The organism is Faecalibacterium sp. An58, assembly GCF_002161515.1.
GTDB classification, from domain to species: domain Bacteria; phylum Bacillota; class Clostridia; order Oscillospirales; family Ruminococcaceae; genus Faecalibacterium; species Faecalibacterium avium.
Genome location: NZ_NFHX01000011.1, coordinates 54069 through 70280 on the forward strand (window position 1 = coordinate 54069; position 16212 = coordinate 70280).

Here is a 16212-nt window from a genome sequence, read left to right on the forward strand (position 1 = left end):
GTGAAAGAACGGGTACAGAAGACCCTGGGCGCCCAGTTTGGGCTGCGGTGGATGCTGTGGCTGCTGTTCGCCGTCACCTGCATGATCGGGCTGATCGCCTGCAGCTATGCCTACCAGCAGCGGCGCAGCGCCCTGCTGCAGGAACTGGACCTGCGGCTGCAGCGGGTGGCCTCGGAATATGAGAATCTGGTGGACGATTTTTGGTCGCTCTATATCTCGGTGTTTTCCCACCAGGAGGATATGCTGTTTTTCTACCGCTACTTTGACCAGCCCAGCACAGAGCCTCTGGCCTCCGAGGAAAAGGTGGAGCTGCGCCCCCGCATCGGCCTGCCGCAGGAGATGGGGTATCTGTCGGAGGCGTTTTTCCAGGCCATCGAATGGGCCGTCCGGGAGGCCGAGCGCCTGGGGATGCAGGTGATCCTCTACGACGAGGGGATGTATCCCTCGGGCTCTGTCTGCGGGCAGGTGGTGGCGGCCAACCCCGCCTTTGCCTCCCGGGGCATCGATTGGGTGCCGCAGCCGGAGGAGGGGGACCAGGTGCTGGCCGCCACGCCGGAAGGGGTGCTGGTATCCCGCTTTACCCGGGGCACCATACGGAGCATCCATTTCGGGGAGGACGACGGGGAGCCGGGCGCCCCACCCAGCACCGACCTGCTGAACCCCGACGCGGTGGATCTTTTTATCCGCCTGACCCATGAGGCCTATTACCGGCGGCTGAAACCCTGGTTCGGCGGGACCATCATCGCGTTCTTTACCGATGAGCCCAGCATCATGGGGCGCGATCCCCGCACCCCCTTCGCCTGGACGCCGGGTCTTGAAAAGGAGTTCACTGCGGCTGGCGGGGTGCTTGCAGACCTGGCCGCCCTGTTCCGGGGGGAGCGCTGCCCCGTCCGCCTGCCCCGGCGGAGCAGCCTGCTGGTCTTTGCCTGCGGCGCGGCAGACTGGGAGGCGCTGCCTTTGCAGCCCCGGGTCCTCTGGCTGGAGCCGGCTGCGTTTCGTCTGGTGGAGCAGCGGCCCGAAGCGGTCCAAAAGGTCTATGAGGCGGAATGCGTCCTGCCGCCGGATGCGTCGAACTGGGACAGCATCCGGCTGCCGGTCCAGGCAGAGGAAATGTGCGAACTGACGGTCAACGGGCAGGATGCGGGGGCCGCTTTCTGGTCCCCCTGCAGCTTTGAGCTGGCCGGGCTGGCCCGCCCCGGGGCGAACCGCCTGCGGCTGACCGTCACCGGCAGTCTGGCCAACCGCTATGGGGTCCGTCCGGTGCCCTATGGCCTGGGGGTGAAGGAGACGTTTTGACCCGTTTGCCCAAAACACTAGGGTGTATCTGAGAAGTCAAACATGCTGAGATATTCGCCAAAAAACGCCAGATGCAAGGCGCATGAGCGCTGCACTCCTCCATGGAATGCAAGCGAATGCAACGCGGCAGATGGTGTTTTTTGGTAGAATAGAACAGTATTGGAGAGTTTTCAGATACACCCTAGGCAGCGCCGCAGCGCTCTGGTATACTGGAGCGGAAAACAACACACAAAACGGTTAGGAGGCCGCTATGTCCGAGATCCATCTGCTCACTACGCCAAACAGTGTCACCCTTTGGTGGGAGCTGCCTGCCCAGCCCCCAGCCCTGTATGAAGTATGGCTGGACGGCAGGCCCTGCTGCACCGTCCGCTGCACCCATGTGACCCTGGAGGACCTCGTCCCCGGCGCCGACTATCGAGTACAGGTGAAGTCTGTGGGGGAGGTGCGGTTTTCCACCCCGCAGCCCAAACGACGTCTGGATGTGACCGCCGCCCCTTACTTTGCGATGGGGGACGGCAAGACCATGAACCGGGCGGCGCTGCAGCGGGCTTTGGACGACTGCGGCCCCGACCAGGTGATCTATTTTCCGGCGGGGGTCTACCTGACCGGAGGGCTGACAGGCCATGGGGACACCGAGATCTATCTGGAGGAAGGAGCGGTGCTGCAGGGCTCCGGCTGCCCGGAGGACTACCTGCCCCGTATCCCCAGCCGGTTTGAGGGCATCGAAATGGAGTGCTACCAGAGCCTGCTGAACTTTGGGCATCTGGACCACACCGCAGGGCCCAACTGCAAGCGGGTACGGATCCACGGCAAAGGGACCATCCGGGGCGGCGGCTATCCGCTGGCGTGGGGTACCATCCAGTCGGAGCGGGAGCGCCTCAAGGAGGAATGGGCCGCCATGGCCGATCTGGTCAGGACCTGTGAAAACGAGAACACCATCCCGGGGCGGGTGCGGGGCCGGCTGATCAACCTGAGCAACTGCGAGGATGTGCGCATCAGCGGCCTCACCCTGGCGGACGGGGCCAGCTGGAATGTCCATATGATTTACAGCCGGAATATCGTCACCGATCACTGTACCTTCCGCTCAGAGGGCATCTGGAACGGGGACGGCTGGGACCCGGATTCCAGCGAAAACTGCGCCCTGTTCGGCTGTACCTTTTACACCCAGGATGACTCGGTGGCCATCAAGTCCGGCAAAAACCCCGAGGGCAACCGGATCGGCCGCCCCACCCGCCGGGTGCGGGTGTTCGACTGCCGCAGCGCCTTCGGCCACGGCGTCTGCATCGGCAGTGAGATCAGCGGCGGCATCGAAGACGTGGCCGTCTGGGACTGCGATTTGACGAACTCCCAGTGCGGGCTGCTGGTCAAGGGCACCGCAAAACGGGGCGGCGGCGTGCAGGGACTGACGGTGCGCCGGTGTGCTCTGCCCCGTGTGATGGTCTGCCAGGTGGGCTACAACGACGATGGTGAACCGGGGCCCCGGCCCCCTGTGTTCCGGGATTTCCTGTTCGAGGAGCTGACCCTCACCGGCCGGTATCAGGACGTGGACGGAGACGGGAGCATCAAACCCTGTGCCCCGGTGGAGCTGTCCGGTTTTGATGTGCCGGGCTATGAGCTGCAGAACGTCACCCTCCGGCAGCTCAAGCTGCCCGGGAACGACCCCCAAAACATCCGGCTGCAGCATTGCAGGGCGGTCAGCCTGGAACAGATCGAGTGCACCTGATGCCGGGAAGGGAACAGGACAGCAGGAGCCGTCCGCCCGAAGGCTGAAAAACACCTGCTTGCACATGCGCAAAATAAAAACCCGGGGCCTGCGGCCTCGGGTTTTGCAGCGTGTCGAAAAACGACACGCTCCAGGGGGAACCCATTTCTGCCCGCAGTCGCGGGACAGAAATTCCTTCCCCCTGGTGGTTGCGGTTCCCTGCTTTTGCTGCGCCCGTCGCAGCGGGCTTGCAAAAGGCAGACCGCTGCCCCTGCTCCGCTTCGGCTGTTTCGTCCGCAGGACGCGCCTCAGCTTCGCAGTCCCTGGGGACAAAATTTGGCGCTGAACCGCGCACTCGCCGCAAAGCGGCTCGCACACTCTCAACGCCAAATTTCCCTGTATGTGTCCCGTCCATCCGCACATGTCAGCTGGACGGGACTTTTTTGACAGTCTGAAAAACCCGGGGCCTATGGCCTCGGGTTTTTATTTTGGTGGACCATTCCCATCAGCGCTCGAACCCAAAACCTCACGAAGGGGGACGGTCTTGGCATTCTCTTTGAAGTTGAAGTTCAGCACAACCCGGTCCTCAAAGATATAGCCCGAGTTGACGAAGTTGTCGATGATCTGCCGCTGGTACACAGGGCTGTTTGCATTTCCCTGCCGGAACCGCTCAAACCAGAACAGGATCTGTTCCCGGCTCAGAGTCGGCCTCTGCAGTTCTTCTTCCAAGATGTTGGCCTTGAGGGTGTCCTGACGGGCTTCCAGTTCGTCCAGGCGCTGCTTGGTGGTGGGCGTCAGGATGCCCTGCTCAATAGCCTCCAGCAGGTTGGACAGGCGCTTTTCTGTGTCCCGGAGCTGTTCTTTCAGGACTGGAAGGTGGGTATTTTCCCGGCCCTGAGCTTCCAAAATCAAATCGGTCAGGTGTTCGATGACCGGATCGTTCAAAACCAATTTGACCGCCGTATCCACCACAAAGCGCTCCAAAGGTTCCTTGCGGATCGCTTTAAGGCTGCAATGCGCCTGTCCCTTGCGTTTGGCCTTTCCGCACTTATAGTAGTGATAAGTGGTTCCCATGTGGCTGGTGCCACTTTCGCCGGCCATCAGGGTGCCGCATTTACCGCAGAACAGTTTAGTGGTCAGGAGGTAGTTGACCTCATCTTTGGCCGGGCGGCCATGGGTGATCTTGTTTTTGGCGAAGCGTTCCTGCACCCGGTCGAACAGCGCCTGGTCCACAATGGCGGGCACGCCACCGGGGATCACAATGTCCTTGTAGCTGTACTCCCCAATGTAGCGGCGATTCTTGAAGATCTGAAAGAAGCTGTTTTTGACGAAGGGTTTCCCGGTGCGGGTGCGCAGGCCCCGCTCGTTCAGGGATGCTGATATTTTTTCGGCTGGTTCTCCGTCGGCGTAGCGGGTGAAGATCTCCTGCACAATGGGAGCTGTTTCGGGATCAACATGATAGAGCCGATCCTCTTTTCCAATGACGTAGCCCAGCGGCACCACGCCGCCGTTGTACTTGCATTTGAGGGCGTTTTCCCGTTCGCCGCGGGCCACCTTGATAGCCAACTCCGCCGAATAATATTCGGCCATGCCGATGAGCAGGCTCTCGACCATGATGCCCTCAGGGCCGTCCGAAATTGGCTCCATGACTGAGACGAGATGGACGTTGTTCTTTTCGAGCTGACGTTTGTAGTAAACTGCATCGTAACGGTTGCGGGCAAAGCGGTCCAGTTTCCAAACCAGGACCGCATCGAAAATCTTTTTGGCGCTGTCCTGAACCATTCGCTGAAATTCGGGGCGGTCATCGGTCTTGGCAGAGTAAGCCCGGTCGATGTAAGTGCCCACGATTGCGATGCCGTTGCGCTCGGCATAGTCTTTGCAGTCCCGCAGCTGGCCTTCAATGGAGGCTTCGCGCTGGCTGTCGGAGGAATAGCGGGCGTAGATGACGGCGGTCATGGCGGGGCCTCCCTTCGGTTGAACGTGAAGCGTCAAACTTTCGTATAACGTGTATACCATATTTTGCGAGACAAGGCAAGTATTTCGCTGCAAATAGTTGGTATATCAGAAAAAGTCGCGGCGCTTTTTGAAAGCCAGAGAGGGAAAAGTTTTGAAAAAAGCGATAAGCAAGTATCGACCTGTGGCCACAATTTCAAAAATTGAAATTGCGTCTCACATTCCGGTCGTACTTGTTGGGGAGTGCCTTCCCCAAACCCTGCTTCCTTATAGGCTGTACAGCGTAACACCCCAGAAAGTACAAACTGCCCGCGGCAAGTCCGTGTGGCTTTCCTGCGGGCAAGTTATGTACCTGAATTTCAGCCTTCAACCTCCGCCAGGGTAGGCATGGCAGGGATCGCTCCGTGCCGGCTGGTGGTGAGGCTGGCGGCTTTGTTGGCAAAGGCCAGGATGGCTTCCAGTTTTTCAGGGGTCAGGGCGTCAAGGTCCTCTTTGCAGAGTTTGGAGAGGGCTGCGCCGAAGAAAGTGTCGCCCGCGCCGTTGGTATCCCCGACGGTGCAGGGAACGCCGGCAACACGTCCGGTCTGGCCGCCCATGCGGTAAAATACGCCATCTGGGCCAAGGGTGACAAAGACCAGCCGGATGCCCTGTTCGGCCAAAAGGGCGGTGCCGGTCTCGTAGTCGGTGGTGCCCGTCAGCAAAGGCAGCTCCTCATCCGAGACTTTGAGGATGTCCACAAGTTTCAGTGGGGCTTTCATCTGTGCGACGGCGGCAGCCGCATCCGGCCAGAGGTTGGCGCGATAATTGGGATCATAGGTGATGACCTTGCCCATTGCCCTGGCACGGCGCACCGCATCCAGAGTGGCGCTGCGGGACGGATCGGCGGTCAGGCTGACCGAGCCAAAATGGACAAACCTGGCGCGCTGCAGGGCGCTGTCGGGGATATCGCCGGCGGTGAGCTTGACGTCGGCGTTCGCTTTGCGGTAAAAGCTGAAGCTTCGCTCGCCGGAGGCGTCCACCGAAACCACCGCTATGGTGGTAGGGTCCTCGGGGTCAACTGCCACGTGGGAAGCGTCCACCCCGTTCTGCTTCAGCACGCTGGTCAGGTAACTGCCAAAGCCGTCGGCACCTACCTTGCCGATAAAGGCGGTCTGTGCGCCCAGCCTGGCGGCTGCCACCGCCAGATTTGCGGGGGCACCGCCGGGGTTGGCCGCAAACTGGGGGATCCCGTTTTCGCCGGTACCGGTCTGGGTCAGGTCGATCAAAATTTCACCGATTGCCAAAATATCCATGGACGGTCCTTCCTTTCTTATGTGAGCAGATAGTCGATATAAGCGGCGGCGCGCTCGGGGTGGGGCGCGTTGGCCAGCACCCCCAGATAGACTGCCTCGGGGAAGCCGGCCTGACGGATCAGCGGCGTTTGGGAGATGTCCAACCATTGGCACGCAAGGCCGGGTATCAGGCTGCTCAGGTCCGCAAGATAGCCCTGGGCGGCAAAAGCGTCCCGCGCTTCGGCGTCCATCAGGACAACGTCCAGCCGCTGGGCGGTGACGGCCGACACGATCCGCATTTCGGAGGCATAAACATATTCTTCATCCGCGCCCTCGCTCTCCGAGAGCAGCAGGCCGCTGTAGAGATACACCTGTTGTTTGCCGGTCAGGCCCTGGTCCCTGGCAAAACCGGCGGTCAGCTGTTCGGTCAGGGTGTCGCCCGGCGCGATGTTGACCAGCGCCAGATAAAGTACGTCCTCCTTTTTGGTGGCCTGCCGGTAGACGGCATAACCTGCCATATAAAGCAGGATCAGCGCAATGACGATGGGCAGCTTATAGTAGCTCCAGATATGCTCCAGCCTCTTTTTGCCATGGAGGCTGCGCAGGGTGGCCCAGTCCTGCCGGGCCCGCTCATTCATCCGCGGCATTTTGGTTTTCTCCATCCTCTTTGCTCTCAGCGTCTTGGGCTGCAAGCGCAGCATCCGGGTCGCCGCCAATGGCGTGGATGATGTTGACCAGCAGGAAAGAACAGAGCATTGCGCAGCAGCCAAACCCCAGCAGGAAGGCGGGGGTAAAGAGGTTGACCACCACCCAGCCCATCAAAAAATAGATGCCGGCCATCAGCAGCGTGCAGACAAGGTAGCGCAGCCCCACCAGCAGGGCAGTTTTGAGAATGCCGAAGGTCGTGTTCTCGAACCGCGCCAGCAGGGGGAACGCATACAGCAGAACCACCGCGTAGACAATGGCCGCCACGATGAGCAAAGCGGCGACGAGCGTCCAGAATATGCTCTGGCTCCAGATATGCCAGACGATATAGCCGTCCATTGCCAGAAACGCCCCTGTGCCCAATAAAACCAGCCAGAGTTTGGTGGCTGGCAGAAAGTTCTGCCGGAAAGCCCGGAAAAACATCCCGGTCAAGCCGTCGTCCCGATCCTCTGCCATCTTTAAGGTGACGTAGAACAGGGCGGTAGTGGACGCACCGATGGTGACAATGGGCAGGCAGCAGATCAGCCATAAAATGTTCAGGTAGGCGCTGTAGGCCATTTTGGTGATAAAGGCCATCAGCGGGCGGTCAGGATCGATCAGGTTGCTCATACTTTTGCCTCATGGTCTCCCGTGGATTCCCGCAGGATCAGGTTGGTCTCAGTGTAGACGGTCCGGTAATTCAGCGAGGGTTCCTTGATGCGGGTCATCAGCAGGTCGGCGGCAGTAAAGCCCATGATCTGCCCGTGGATATGGATGGAAGTCAGCCGCGGCGTCATGACCGAAGCCTCCTGGCTGTCGTCAAAGCCGCAGATCCAGATGTCTTCCGGCACGGAGACTCCAAGGTTGCGCAGGGCTCGGATGGCATCAATGGCTACAAAGTCATTGGCACAGATAAAAACATCCGGTAACCCGTGGGTTTTCAGCATGGCTCGCAGCGCATCTTCAAAATATGCAGGCGAAAGGCCCTCCAGCGCGCAGTATTGCAAGCTGTCAGCCAACCCCAACTGGGTCATGGCACTGGCATAGGCGGCGTACCGCTCGAAAAAGGACTGGCAGTGCTGGATCTCGCCGATAAAGCCGATGCGGTCCTTGCCGCGCTGGTGCATGATCTGGATGAAATGCTGGATCTCCACATGGTTGTCCATATATAAAAGGTCCGCTTTCAGGGGCGCTTTCAGCTCGGTCACCGGGGAGTCCACAAACAGCAACGGGATGCCCTGCTCGCAGAGCATCTGGGCGTATTCATAATCGAACACCTCGAAGCAGATGATACCGGCAGTGCGCTCGGGGTCAAAGGCAGAGGGCAGGCGGCGCTGGCGCAGCTCCTCCGGGGAGATGCGGTAGATGGTCATGCAGTAGTGCAGGTGGTGGATCTCGGACTGGAAGCGGTCCAGCATCATGGAAGAAAAGTGGGAATTGCTTAAAAAGCAGGTGGTCATCATGGCGATCTCCCGCTTGCCGCCAGGCTGGGCTTCCGCCTCGGCCGGCGCATTTGTTGGGGCGTCCGCCGGGGCCGCTGCGCTTTCCGGCTGGAACAGGGGCAAGTAGGCGAACTGCTTGTAGCCCATCTCGGCAGCCTTGCGCAAAATCTTCTCGCGGGTGGCATCAGCCAGAACGCCGGTGTTGTTGATAGCCTTCGATACTGTGCTGCGCGAGAGCTGCAGCTCGTTGGCGATGTCTTGGATGGTTACTCGGGTTGCCATCGGAATCCCTCCTTTGCTTATAGTATAGTGCAAATGCACACATTAGTCAAATGTGCAAACGCAAAAACATCGGTTTGCACATTTGCACACACCGGTTTTTGTGCAATCATACAAACTCACCGAAATATACTGTCGGGCGGGCGAAATAATGTTGACTTTTGCCATACGGCGTGGTATAAAAAGAGCGTAAGGATTTTACATTTGAAACAGTCTTAAGGGATTTAATCTCCGGTGATAGTGCAAATGTAAAATCGAAAGTGACATTGTATAGAAAAAGGAGGAATCTACATGAAAGCATCCCGATCCGGGACGGTAGCAGTCTCGGCCAGCCAGCGTGTGCACAATACGGGCGTCTATATGGCGCGGCACTGGCAGCTGTATCTGATCTTCATTCTGCCGGCTGTGGTGCTGACCCTGATTTTCAAGTACATGCCGATGGGCGGCATCCTGATCGCTTTCCAGGATTATAACCCCTTCCAGGGCATCCTGGGCAGCGAGTGGGTCGGTCTCGAACACTTCCAGCGCTTCATGTCCTCGCCGGATTTCCAGCGCTACCTTGTCAACACCCTCAAGCTGAGCGTCTACGGCCTGCTGTGGGGCTTCCCCGTTCCCATCATTCTGGCTTTCCTGCTCAACCGCATCGAGAGCAAAAAAATCAAACAGAAGATCCAGCTGGTGCTGTATATGCCCAACTTCATCTCGGTCATCGTCCTCTGCGGTATGGTCCGCGTCCTTCTGTCGGTCACCGGCCCGCTGAACGGGCTGCTGCACACCAGCATCAACTTTATGACCATCCCCGAGGCCTTCCGCCCCATCTACATCATCAGCGGCATCTGGCAGGGCGCAGGCTGGTCCTCCATCATGTACACGGCCTCCCTCTCCAATGCCAGCAAGGACCTGAAGGAAGCGGCCATGATCGACGGCGCAAACCTGCTGCAGCAGATCATGACGGTCGAGTGGCCCGCCATCAAGGATATGGTGGTCATCCAGTTCATCCTCCAGGCCGGCAACATCATGAGCATCGGCTTTGAAAAAGCCTACGCCCTCCAGACCGACCTGAATATGCAGACCTCCGAGATCATCGCCACCTATGTGTACAAGCGCGGCCTGATCGACGGCGACTACAGTTTCTCGACGGCAGTCGGCCTGTTCAACACGGTGGTCAACGTCATCCTGCTGATAGCCGTGAACAAGATCGTCGCCAAGATGAACGACGGCAAGGGATTATAAGGAGGCACAGTCATGGCAGCGAAAGCTAAAAAGAGCGGCCGGCTCGCGATCTATACCCGGCAGGATAAAGCGATCCTGTTCATCGGCTATGTCCTGCTGGCCCTGTTCGTGGTCGCTATCGTGGTCCCGGTGGTGTACATCGTCATTGCATCGTTCATGGACCCCGTCACCCTTCAAAACCAGGGCATCACCTTTGATTTCAGCAAATGGACCCTGACCGCCTACGAGCGCGTGGCCACCGACGCCCAGATCTGGACCGGCTTCAAAAACGCCGTCCTCTACTCGGTGCTCTTTACCGTCATCTCGGTGGTGGTCACCATGCTGGCGGCCTACCCCATGTCCCTGCCCGATTTCCGCGGCAAAAAGATCTTCAACACCCTCTTTGTCATCACCATGTTCTTCGGCGGCGGCCTGATCCCCACCTACCTGCTCATCAACAACCTGGGCCTGCTGGATTCGATGTGGGCCGTCATCCTGCCCGGCGCGTTCAGCGTCTGGAACATGATCATCGCCCGCACCTACTACCAGGGCGTCCCCCGCGAGCTGCGGGAGGCCTCCGATGTGGACGGCGCCAGCGAGATGACCTTCTTCTTCAAGATCCTGGTGCCCATTTGTATGCCTCTGGTGGCGGTGCTGGCCCTGTGGCAGTTCGTCGCCATGTGGAACAGCTACTTTGACGCCATGATCTACCTGAACGACACCGCCAAGCAGCCCCTGCAGCTGGTGCTGCGCTCCATCCTGATCCAGAGCCAGCCCGAGTCCGGCATGATCGCCGACATCCAGAGCACCGCCGAGCGCGCCCAGCTGGCCGAGCTGCTCAAATATGCCACCATCATCATTTCCAGCCTGCCCTTGATCGTCATGTACCCCTTCTTCCAGAAGTACTTCGACGCCGGCATCATGGCCGGTTCCATCAAGGGCTGACGCCCGCATCCCTGCAGAACACAAACCAAGAAGAAAAAGGAGAAAACGCCATGAAAAAGATGATTTCCCGCCGCAACTTCCTCAAAGCAGCTGCCCTGGCCGGCTCCGCCATGGCTCTGAGCGCCTGCGGCGGCAAGAGCTCTGCCAACGATGAAGCGGCTGCGGCCGTCGTGGTGGACGGCCCCGTCGAGTTTCCTCTGGCCGAGACTGTCACTCTGACCGGCACCACCAGCTACCCCGCAGGCAGCGAATCGGAACCTAACAACCGCACCATTTTCAAGCGGCTGGAAGAATCCACCAACGTCCACATCGAGTGGACCGCCATCCAGTCCGACCAGTGGGGCGACAAGATCAGCCTGAATATGTCCAACCCCAACACCCTGACCGACTTTGTTTTTACCGCCGATTTCTCGGACAGCAACCTGCTCCGCTACGCCAAGCAGGGGGTGGTCATCGCCTTGGAGGAATACATCGACACCTGTATGCCCAACCTGCAGGCCGTCTTTGAGAAGTACCCCGAGTACCGCACCATGTGCACCGACACCGAGGGCCACATCTGGGCCCTGCCCTGGATCGAGCAGCTGGGTGTGGACAAGACCGCGATCCAGACCGTCGGCAGTATGCCCTTCATCAACACCAAGTGGCTCAACTTCCTGGGCCTTGAGATGCCCCACACCGTGGACGAGTTCGAGCAGGTGCTGATCGCCTTCCGGGACAACGCCGCCTCCATTCAGAGCGAGTTCGGCATCGAGGGCGGCATCATCCCCATGTCCTGCATCGTCAACGACGGCGACCAGGACCCCGCCATCCTCATCAACGGCTTCGGCGAGGGCTATGGCGACCAGGACAAGAGCCGTCACATTGCTGTCACCAACGACCGTAAAGTGATCTGCGCCGCCGCGCAGGAGGGCTACCGGGACGGCATCCAGTGGCTGCACAAGCTGTACACCGAAAACCTGATCGACCCCGAGTGCTTCACCCAGGAGTGGTCCACCTATGTCTCCAAGGGCAAATCCGGCCGGTATGGCGTTTGCTTTACCTGGGATGTGGCCAACATTGACAACCTGACCGACTGGGAGCCCCTGCCCCCGCTGGCCGCCGACACGACCAACATTACCCCGTACAATGGATCTTTCACCAGCGGCTTCAACCGCGGCCGCTGCGTGGTCACTGCCAAGGCAGCCAATCCCGCCCTGGTCTGTGCCTGGCTGGACCAGATGTACATCCCCATCCAGTCGGCCCAGAACAACTGGGGCACCTACGGCGAGGACGACGGCTTTGACATTTTTGAAATGTCCACCAACGCCGACGGCGAGCCGATGCTCAAGCACGCGCCCCTGGGCGATGCTTCCCCTGTCGAGGTCCGCGAGGCGGAAAGTGTCAACGGGCCTCTGGCCATCCTGAACGACTACTACGACGTCTATGTCACCTGCCCCGACGACGCCCAGTACCGTCTGGATTGGATCGAGCAGATCTACACCCCCGAGATGCACAACGACTATGTTTTCCCCAACGTCTTTATGAGCAACGAGGACACCGATACCATCTCCGAGCTGGAAACCGACCTGTCCACCTACATGAACACCTGCAAGGCCGACTGGATCATGAACGGCATGGCCGGCGGCGCCTGGGAGGAATATCTGGGTATGCTGGAGGAATACCGCCTGTCTGACTACCTGGCCATCATGCAGAAGTATCTGGACGCTTATTACGCCTGATCCCCGCGCAAAATCGAACCTCCGGGCCTCCGACTTGAACAAGCGGCCTCGGCCCGGAGCATTTTTTCACAGGAGGCTGCTATGGACAGCACGACCTTACAAAAAGCCCGCGCCTATGAGGCGCAGCACGGCGCGGCCATCCCCGCCGCCGAACGTCCCGCCTATCACCTGACCCCCTACATTGGCTGGATGAACGACCCCAACGGCTTCTCGTTCTACCAAGGAAACTACCACCTGTTTTATCAATACTACCCCTACGACACCATCTGGGGGCCCATGCATTGGGGCCATGCCGTCAGCACCGACCTGCTGCACTGGGACTATCTGCCCGCCGCTCTTGCCCCTGACAGCCCCAGCGACAAAGACGGCTGCTTCTCCGGCTCGGCCGCGCAGCTGCCCGACGGCCGCCAGCTGCTGCTTTACACCAGCGTCCGCAGGGAAGAGCAGCCGGACGGCAAGACCCGGGATGTGCAGACCCAGAGCGTCGCCGTCGGAGATGGCCTCGACTACGTCAAGCTGGCTCAGAATCCCGTGCTGGACGAAACCTGCCTGCCCGAAGGCTTCAGCCGCTTTGATTTCCGCGACCCCAAGATCTGGCAGGAGCCGGACGGCAGCTATTCCGCCGTGCTGGTCGGGCAGGGCAAAACGGAAGGCGGCGCAGCACTGTTGTTCCACAGCCCTGACGGGTTCCATTGGGAATATGTCACCATTCTGGACGCCAGCCGCGGCGAATACGGCGTCATGTGGGAGTGCCCCGACTTCTTTGAGCTGGACGGCAAGCAGGTGCTGATGGTCGGCCCGATGGAGATGCAGGCCCGGGACGAGTTCCACAACGGGCACTGCGTGATCGCCCTGATTGGCAGCTATGACCCTGTGAACCATCGCTTTGTCCGCGAAAACGTCCAGCTGATGGACGAGGGCATCGACTTCTATGCCACCCAGACCCTCCAGGCGCCCGACGGCCGCCGGATCATGACCGCCTGGATGCAAGCCTGGTCCGGCATCAGCGATCAGCCCCATGGGGCCAAGTGGTTCGGGCAGACCATCTGCCCGCGGGAGCTGCACATCCGGGACGGCCGGATCATCCAGACCCCCGTCCGGGAACTGGACGCCGCCCACGGCGCGCGTGTCCTGCATGAGAATGTCCGCATGGAAGGCGAGACGGCTCTGGAAGGCATTGGCGGCCGGGTGGCTGACCTCCGCGTGACCATCACTCCCGAGGGCAAGGAGTGCCGCGCTTTTACCATCAAGCTGGCCTCCGACGGTGCCCACTCTACCACCCTTACCTATGAGCCGCGCACCCGGCGGCTCACCCTTGACCGGAGCCAGGCAGGGTTCCATCAGGATATCGTACACCTTCGCAGCTGTACCGTGCGCAGCCAGAGCGATACGCTCAGCCTCCGCATCCTTCTGGACCGCAACAGCATCGAGGTGTTCATCAACGGCGGCGAGCAGACCATGACGGCCTGCATCTACACTCCGCCCGAAGCCGAACGTATCACCTTTGCCGCCGACGGCGCGGCCCGTATCACCGTCGAGCAATACTCCCTCGCACTGTAACCAACTTGTTTCCCCTCCTTCATCTTCCTTCATTAGATCGTGCACGCGGCAAAGCCCTGCTCTGGAATGAAAACAGGGCAGGGCTTTGCACTTTGAATTCACCTTGCAAGGAGCAGTCCTATAGCCCCAAAAAGAAACACCGCCCCCACGATGAAAGATGTGGCCGCTGAAGCCGGAGTGGCCCTTGGCACCGTCTCCAAAGTGTACAATAATCTTCCGGTCCGGGATGAATACCGGGAAAAAGTGCTGGCCGCTGCCCACAAACTGGGCTACAGTGTCAACCGTTATGCCCGCAGCTTCAAGACCAACCGGACCAATACAGTCGCTCTCATCTGGCCGACTCTCCGCAACCCCTTCTTTGCTTACCTGTCCGATGCCATAATCGAAGAGCTGACCCGCCGGGATTACCGGGCCATTGTCTCTATCACCAACTACGACGGGCAGGCGGAACAGCGGTGTCTGGACATGGTACGGCAGAACAAAGTGGATGGGGTCATCGCCCTGACCTACAACCCCGATCTGGAGGTTGCCCCTGATTTGCCTTTTGTCAGTATCGACCGGCATTTTAGAGCCGGTGTGCCCTGTGTCGCTTCTGATAACTTTGGCGGTGGGCAGCTGGCCGCCCAAAAACTGCTGGAACTGGGCTGTCAAAAGCTGCTCTTTTTGCGTCTGGGTTCAGCTATTGCCGGCGAGCCCGACAAACGCCAGGCCGGCTTTGAGGCGACCTGCCGGGAACGGAGCGTCCCTTTCGATTCTCTCTCCGTACAAAATGAGGAAGGGTTCACGCCTTTCGACACTTTTCTGGACGCTCACCTGCACAGCGGCGTTTTCGACTACGATGGTATCTTCTGCAACACGGATCGTCTCTGCTATGAGATCGAGAAAAGGCTGCGGGTCAGAGGAGTCCTCGTCCCTACCCACGTCCAAATGATCGGTTTTGACGGTATTTACCGCTTTGACAGTGAAGATCTGTCCTGTTCCACCATTGTCCACCTGCTGAGCAGATCGCCCGGGCGGCGGTTGATCTGCTGCTCGTCCAGGATCGTGCCAACCTGCCGGCCATGGTCTGCCTGCCAGTAACCTATCGTGCCGGCGGGACCACAAAGGACAGCGCGGGAGAAAATAAGCCGGCAGAATCATAACCGGAAGAATCCAAAGAAACCGCGCCGGGGTTTCGTGGCACACGACTTTGCTTGCAAAGTCTAGTGTGTTATGCCATGCCTGCCAAAGCAGGCAAATACAAACAGGCGCTTGCGCCCACATCTGGGCCAAATAGCCGCTTGCGGCTATTATTCCTTTGCGAAGGAGAGGGCGACGTGGGGCCAACCTCCTGGCCCCCGCTCTGGCAGTAAAGCTGGCAGAACAAAGGCTGGCAGATGGTGCAACCTGCACCTGTCTGCCAGCCTTTCGCCCTCTGCGGAGCAAAGGTATACAAGCCCCGCCGCAGCGGCCGTCCTATTTCTTTGCGCGTTTTCCTCTTTGGCTGGCCCCACCTTTGAGCAGGTTCGATTTCTTGCAGATTTCCACCAGCCAGTGCTTTTCGTTGTCGGTCAATTTACTGTAATTGATCTGGTTCTGCTTACAGAACAGCATCATCAGCTTTTCAACCTTGCTGCCCTTGACCTGTGAGATTTCCTCTAAAGATTCCTTGAATGCAGCTGCAGGAGAATCTGCCGACGCACTGGATGTATCTTTGGAATGCTGCTGTTTGAGGTCAATCAAAATTTGCTCTACGTTATTACTCACAACACGGGCAAAGTATTCATCTTCGTCGATCTGCGCTGCCTTCAAAGTTCGCAGGGTGTTGTCCTCTTTCGGGTCGTATTTCTCCACGATCGAGGTGCGGACCGATTCCAGCAGGGCGTTCAGGTTCCGAATCTGCATGGACACCATGCCATCCACATAAATCTCCATGTCTGCCATCAGACGCGGAAATTCCGGATGGGTAACCAACTCGCAGAAAAGCCGGTTATTTAATTCCCACTTTTCAGAACATCTACCGCTTCATCGCTCAGATGCAGGTCCGCAATGGCTGCGTCTGGGTGTTTTTTGTTTTCCACCAGACCCAGAAGATAATCTGTTGTCACGCCATAGAAGTCGGCCAGCTTGGTGATGGCAAACAGGCTGATGTCTCCTGATTCATTGGTTTC

The 16212-nt window shown here is 59.1% G+C and carries 13 protein-coding genes; 7 read left to right on the top strand and 6 right to left on the bottom strand.

The window, feature by feature from the left end; translation table 11 throughout:
* A complete protein-coding gene (locus B5G12_RS08590; protein WP_087324621.1) occupies positions 1-1296 on the top strand; it encodes a hypothetical protein in 1296 nt (431 codons plus the stop codon).
* Between the two features lie 250 nt (positions 1297-1546).
* Entirely contained in the window at positions 1547-3019 is a 1473-nt protein-coding gene (locus B5G12_RS08595; RefSeq protein WP_087324622.1) for a glycosyl hydrolase family 28 protein, read from the top strand.
* A gap of 462 nt (positions 3020-3481) precedes the next feature.
* Here B5G12_RS08595 and B5G12_RS08600 read toward each other — a convergent pair whose 3' ends face one another.
* From B5G12_RS08600 to B5G12_RS08620, 5 genes are all read right to left on the bottom strand, one after another.
* Positions 3482-4954, bottom strand: coding sequence for a recombinase family protein (locus B5G12_RS08600; RefSeq protein ID WP_087324623.1), 1473 nt, complete (start codon positions 4952-4954; stop codon positions 3482-3484).
* A 356-nt stretch (positions 4955-5310) separates the two neighbouring features.
* A complete protein-coding gene (locus B5G12_RS08605) occupies positions 5311-6243 on the bottom strand; it encodes a carbohydrate kinase family protein (RefSeq protein ID WP_087324624.1) in 933 nt (310 codons plus the stop codon).
* A 17-nt stretch (positions 6244-6260) separates the two neighbouring features.
* A complete protein-coding gene (locus B5G12_RS08610) occupies positions 6261-6869 on the bottom strand; it encodes a hypothetical protein (RefSeq protein WP_242955984.1) in 609 nt (202 codons plus the stop codon).
* Positions 6853-7536, bottom strand: coding sequence for a YesL family protein (locus B5G12_RS08615; RefSeq protein ID WP_087324625.1), 684 nt, complete (start codon positions 7534-7536; stop codon positions 6853-6855). Before B5G12_RS08615 ends, B5G12_RS08610 begins: the two co-directional genes overlap by 17 nt.
* The gene (locus B5G12_RS08620; protein WP_087324626.1) at positions 7533-8630 is read right to left on the bottom strand and encodes a LacI family DNA-binding transcriptional regulator; all 1098 of its coding nucleotides are present in this window, start codon (positions 8628-8630) and stop codon (positions 7533-7535) included. Before B5G12_RS08620 ends, B5G12_RS08615 begins: the two co-directional genes overlap by 4 nt.
* 357 nt (positions 8631-8987) lie before the next feature.
* Between B5G12_RS08620 and B5G12_RS08625 the strand changes: the two genes are divergently transcribed.
* From B5G12_RS08625 to B5G12_RS08645, 5 genes are all read left to right on the top strand, one after another.
* On the top strand, positions 8988-9860 hold the full coding sequence (locus B5G12_RS08625; RefSeq protein WP_522731432.1) for an ABC transporter permease: 873 nt from the start codon (positions 8988-8990) through the stop codon (positions 9858-9860).
* Between the two features lie 12 nt (positions 9861-9872).
* On the top strand, positions 9873-10784 hold the full coding sequence (locus B5G12_RS08630) for a carbohydrate ABC transporter permease (RefSeq protein WP_087233555.1): 912 nt from the start codon (positions 9873-9875) through the stop codon (positions 10782-10784).
* A 50-nt stretch (positions 10785-10834) separates the two neighbouring features.
* On the top strand, positions 10835-12502 hold the full coding sequence (locus B5G12_RS08635; protein WP_087324628.1) for a twin-arginine translocation signal domain-containing protein: 1668 nt from the start codon (positions 10835-10837) through the stop codon (positions 12500-12502).
* An 81-nt stretch (positions 12503-12583) separates the two neighbouring features.
* Positions 12584-14062, top strand: coding sequence for a glycoside hydrolase family 32 protein (locus B5G12_RS08640; protein ID WP_087324629.1), 1479 nt, complete (start codon positions 12584-12586; stop codon positions 14060-14062).
* A gap of 159 nt (positions 14063-14221) precedes the next feature.
* Positions 14222-15142 (top strand): LacI family DNA-binding transcriptional regulator, encoded by a 921-nt coding sequence (locus B5G12_RS08645; protein ID WP_242955985.1) that lies wholly within the window; start codon positions 14222-14224, stop codon positions 15140-15142.
* Between the two features lie 375 nt (positions 15143-15517).
* Here B5G12_RS08645 and B5G12_RS08650 read toward each other — a convergent pair whose 3' ends face one another.
* Complete coding sequence (locus tag B5G12_RS08650) at positions 15518-15985, bottom strand: hypothetical protein (RefSeq protein WP_087324630.1); 468 nt, start codon at positions 15983-15985, stop codon at positions 15518-15520.
* Between the last annotated feature and the right edge of the window lie 227 nt (positions 15986-16212).

What these genes read in the sequence shown, in the direction of transcription:
- B5G12_RS08650 (WP_087324630.1), bottom strand. Translation starts at nt 15,985, where the DNA reads ATGGCAGACATGGAGATTTATGTGGATGGCATGGTGTCCATGCAGATT.
- B5G12_RS08620 (WP_087324626.1), bottom strand. Translation starts at nt 8,630, where the DNA reads ATGGCAACCCGAGTAACCATCCAAGACATCGCCAACGAGCTGCAGCTC.
- B5G12_RS08610 (WP_242955984.1), bottom strand. Translation starts at nt 6,869, where the DNA reads ATGCCGCGGATGAATGAGCGGGCCCGGCAGGACTGGGCCACCCTGCGC.
- B5G12_RS08595 (WP_087324622.1), top strand. Translation starts at nt 1,547, where the DNA reads ATGTCCGAGATCCATCTGCTCACTACGCCAAACAGTGTCACCCTTTGG.
- B5G12_RS08630 (WP_087233555.1), top strand. Translation starts at nt 9,873, where the DNA reads ATGGCAGCGAAAGCTAAAAAGAGCGGCCGGCTCGCGATCTATACCCGG.
- B5G12_RS08635 (WP_087324628.1), top strand. Translation starts at nt 10,835, where the DNA reads ATGAAAAAGATGATTTCCCGCCGCAACTTCCTCAAAGCAGCTGCCCTG.
- B5G12_RS08615 (WP_087324625.1), bottom strand. Translation starts at nt 7,536, where the DNA reads ATGAGCAACCTGATCGATCCTGACCGCCCGCTGATGGCCTTTATCACC.
- B5G12_RS08600 (WP_087324623.1), bottom strand. Translation starts at nt 4,954, where the DNA reads ATGACCGCCGTCATCTACGCCCGCTATTCCTCCGACAGCCAGCGCGAA.
- B5G12_RS08625 (WP_522731432.1), top strand. Translation starts at nt 8,988, where the DNA reads ATGGCGCGGCACTGGCAGCTGTATCTGATCTTCATTCTGCCGGCTGTG.
- B5G12_RS08640 (WP_087324629.1), top strand. Translation starts at nt 12,584, where the DNA reads ATGGACAGCACGACCTTACAAAAAGCCCGCGCCTATGAGGCGCAGCAC.
- B5G12_RS08605 (WP_087324624.1), bottom strand. Translation starts at nt 6,243, where the DNA reads ATGGATATTTTGGCAATCGGTGAAATTTTGATCGACCTGACCCAGACC.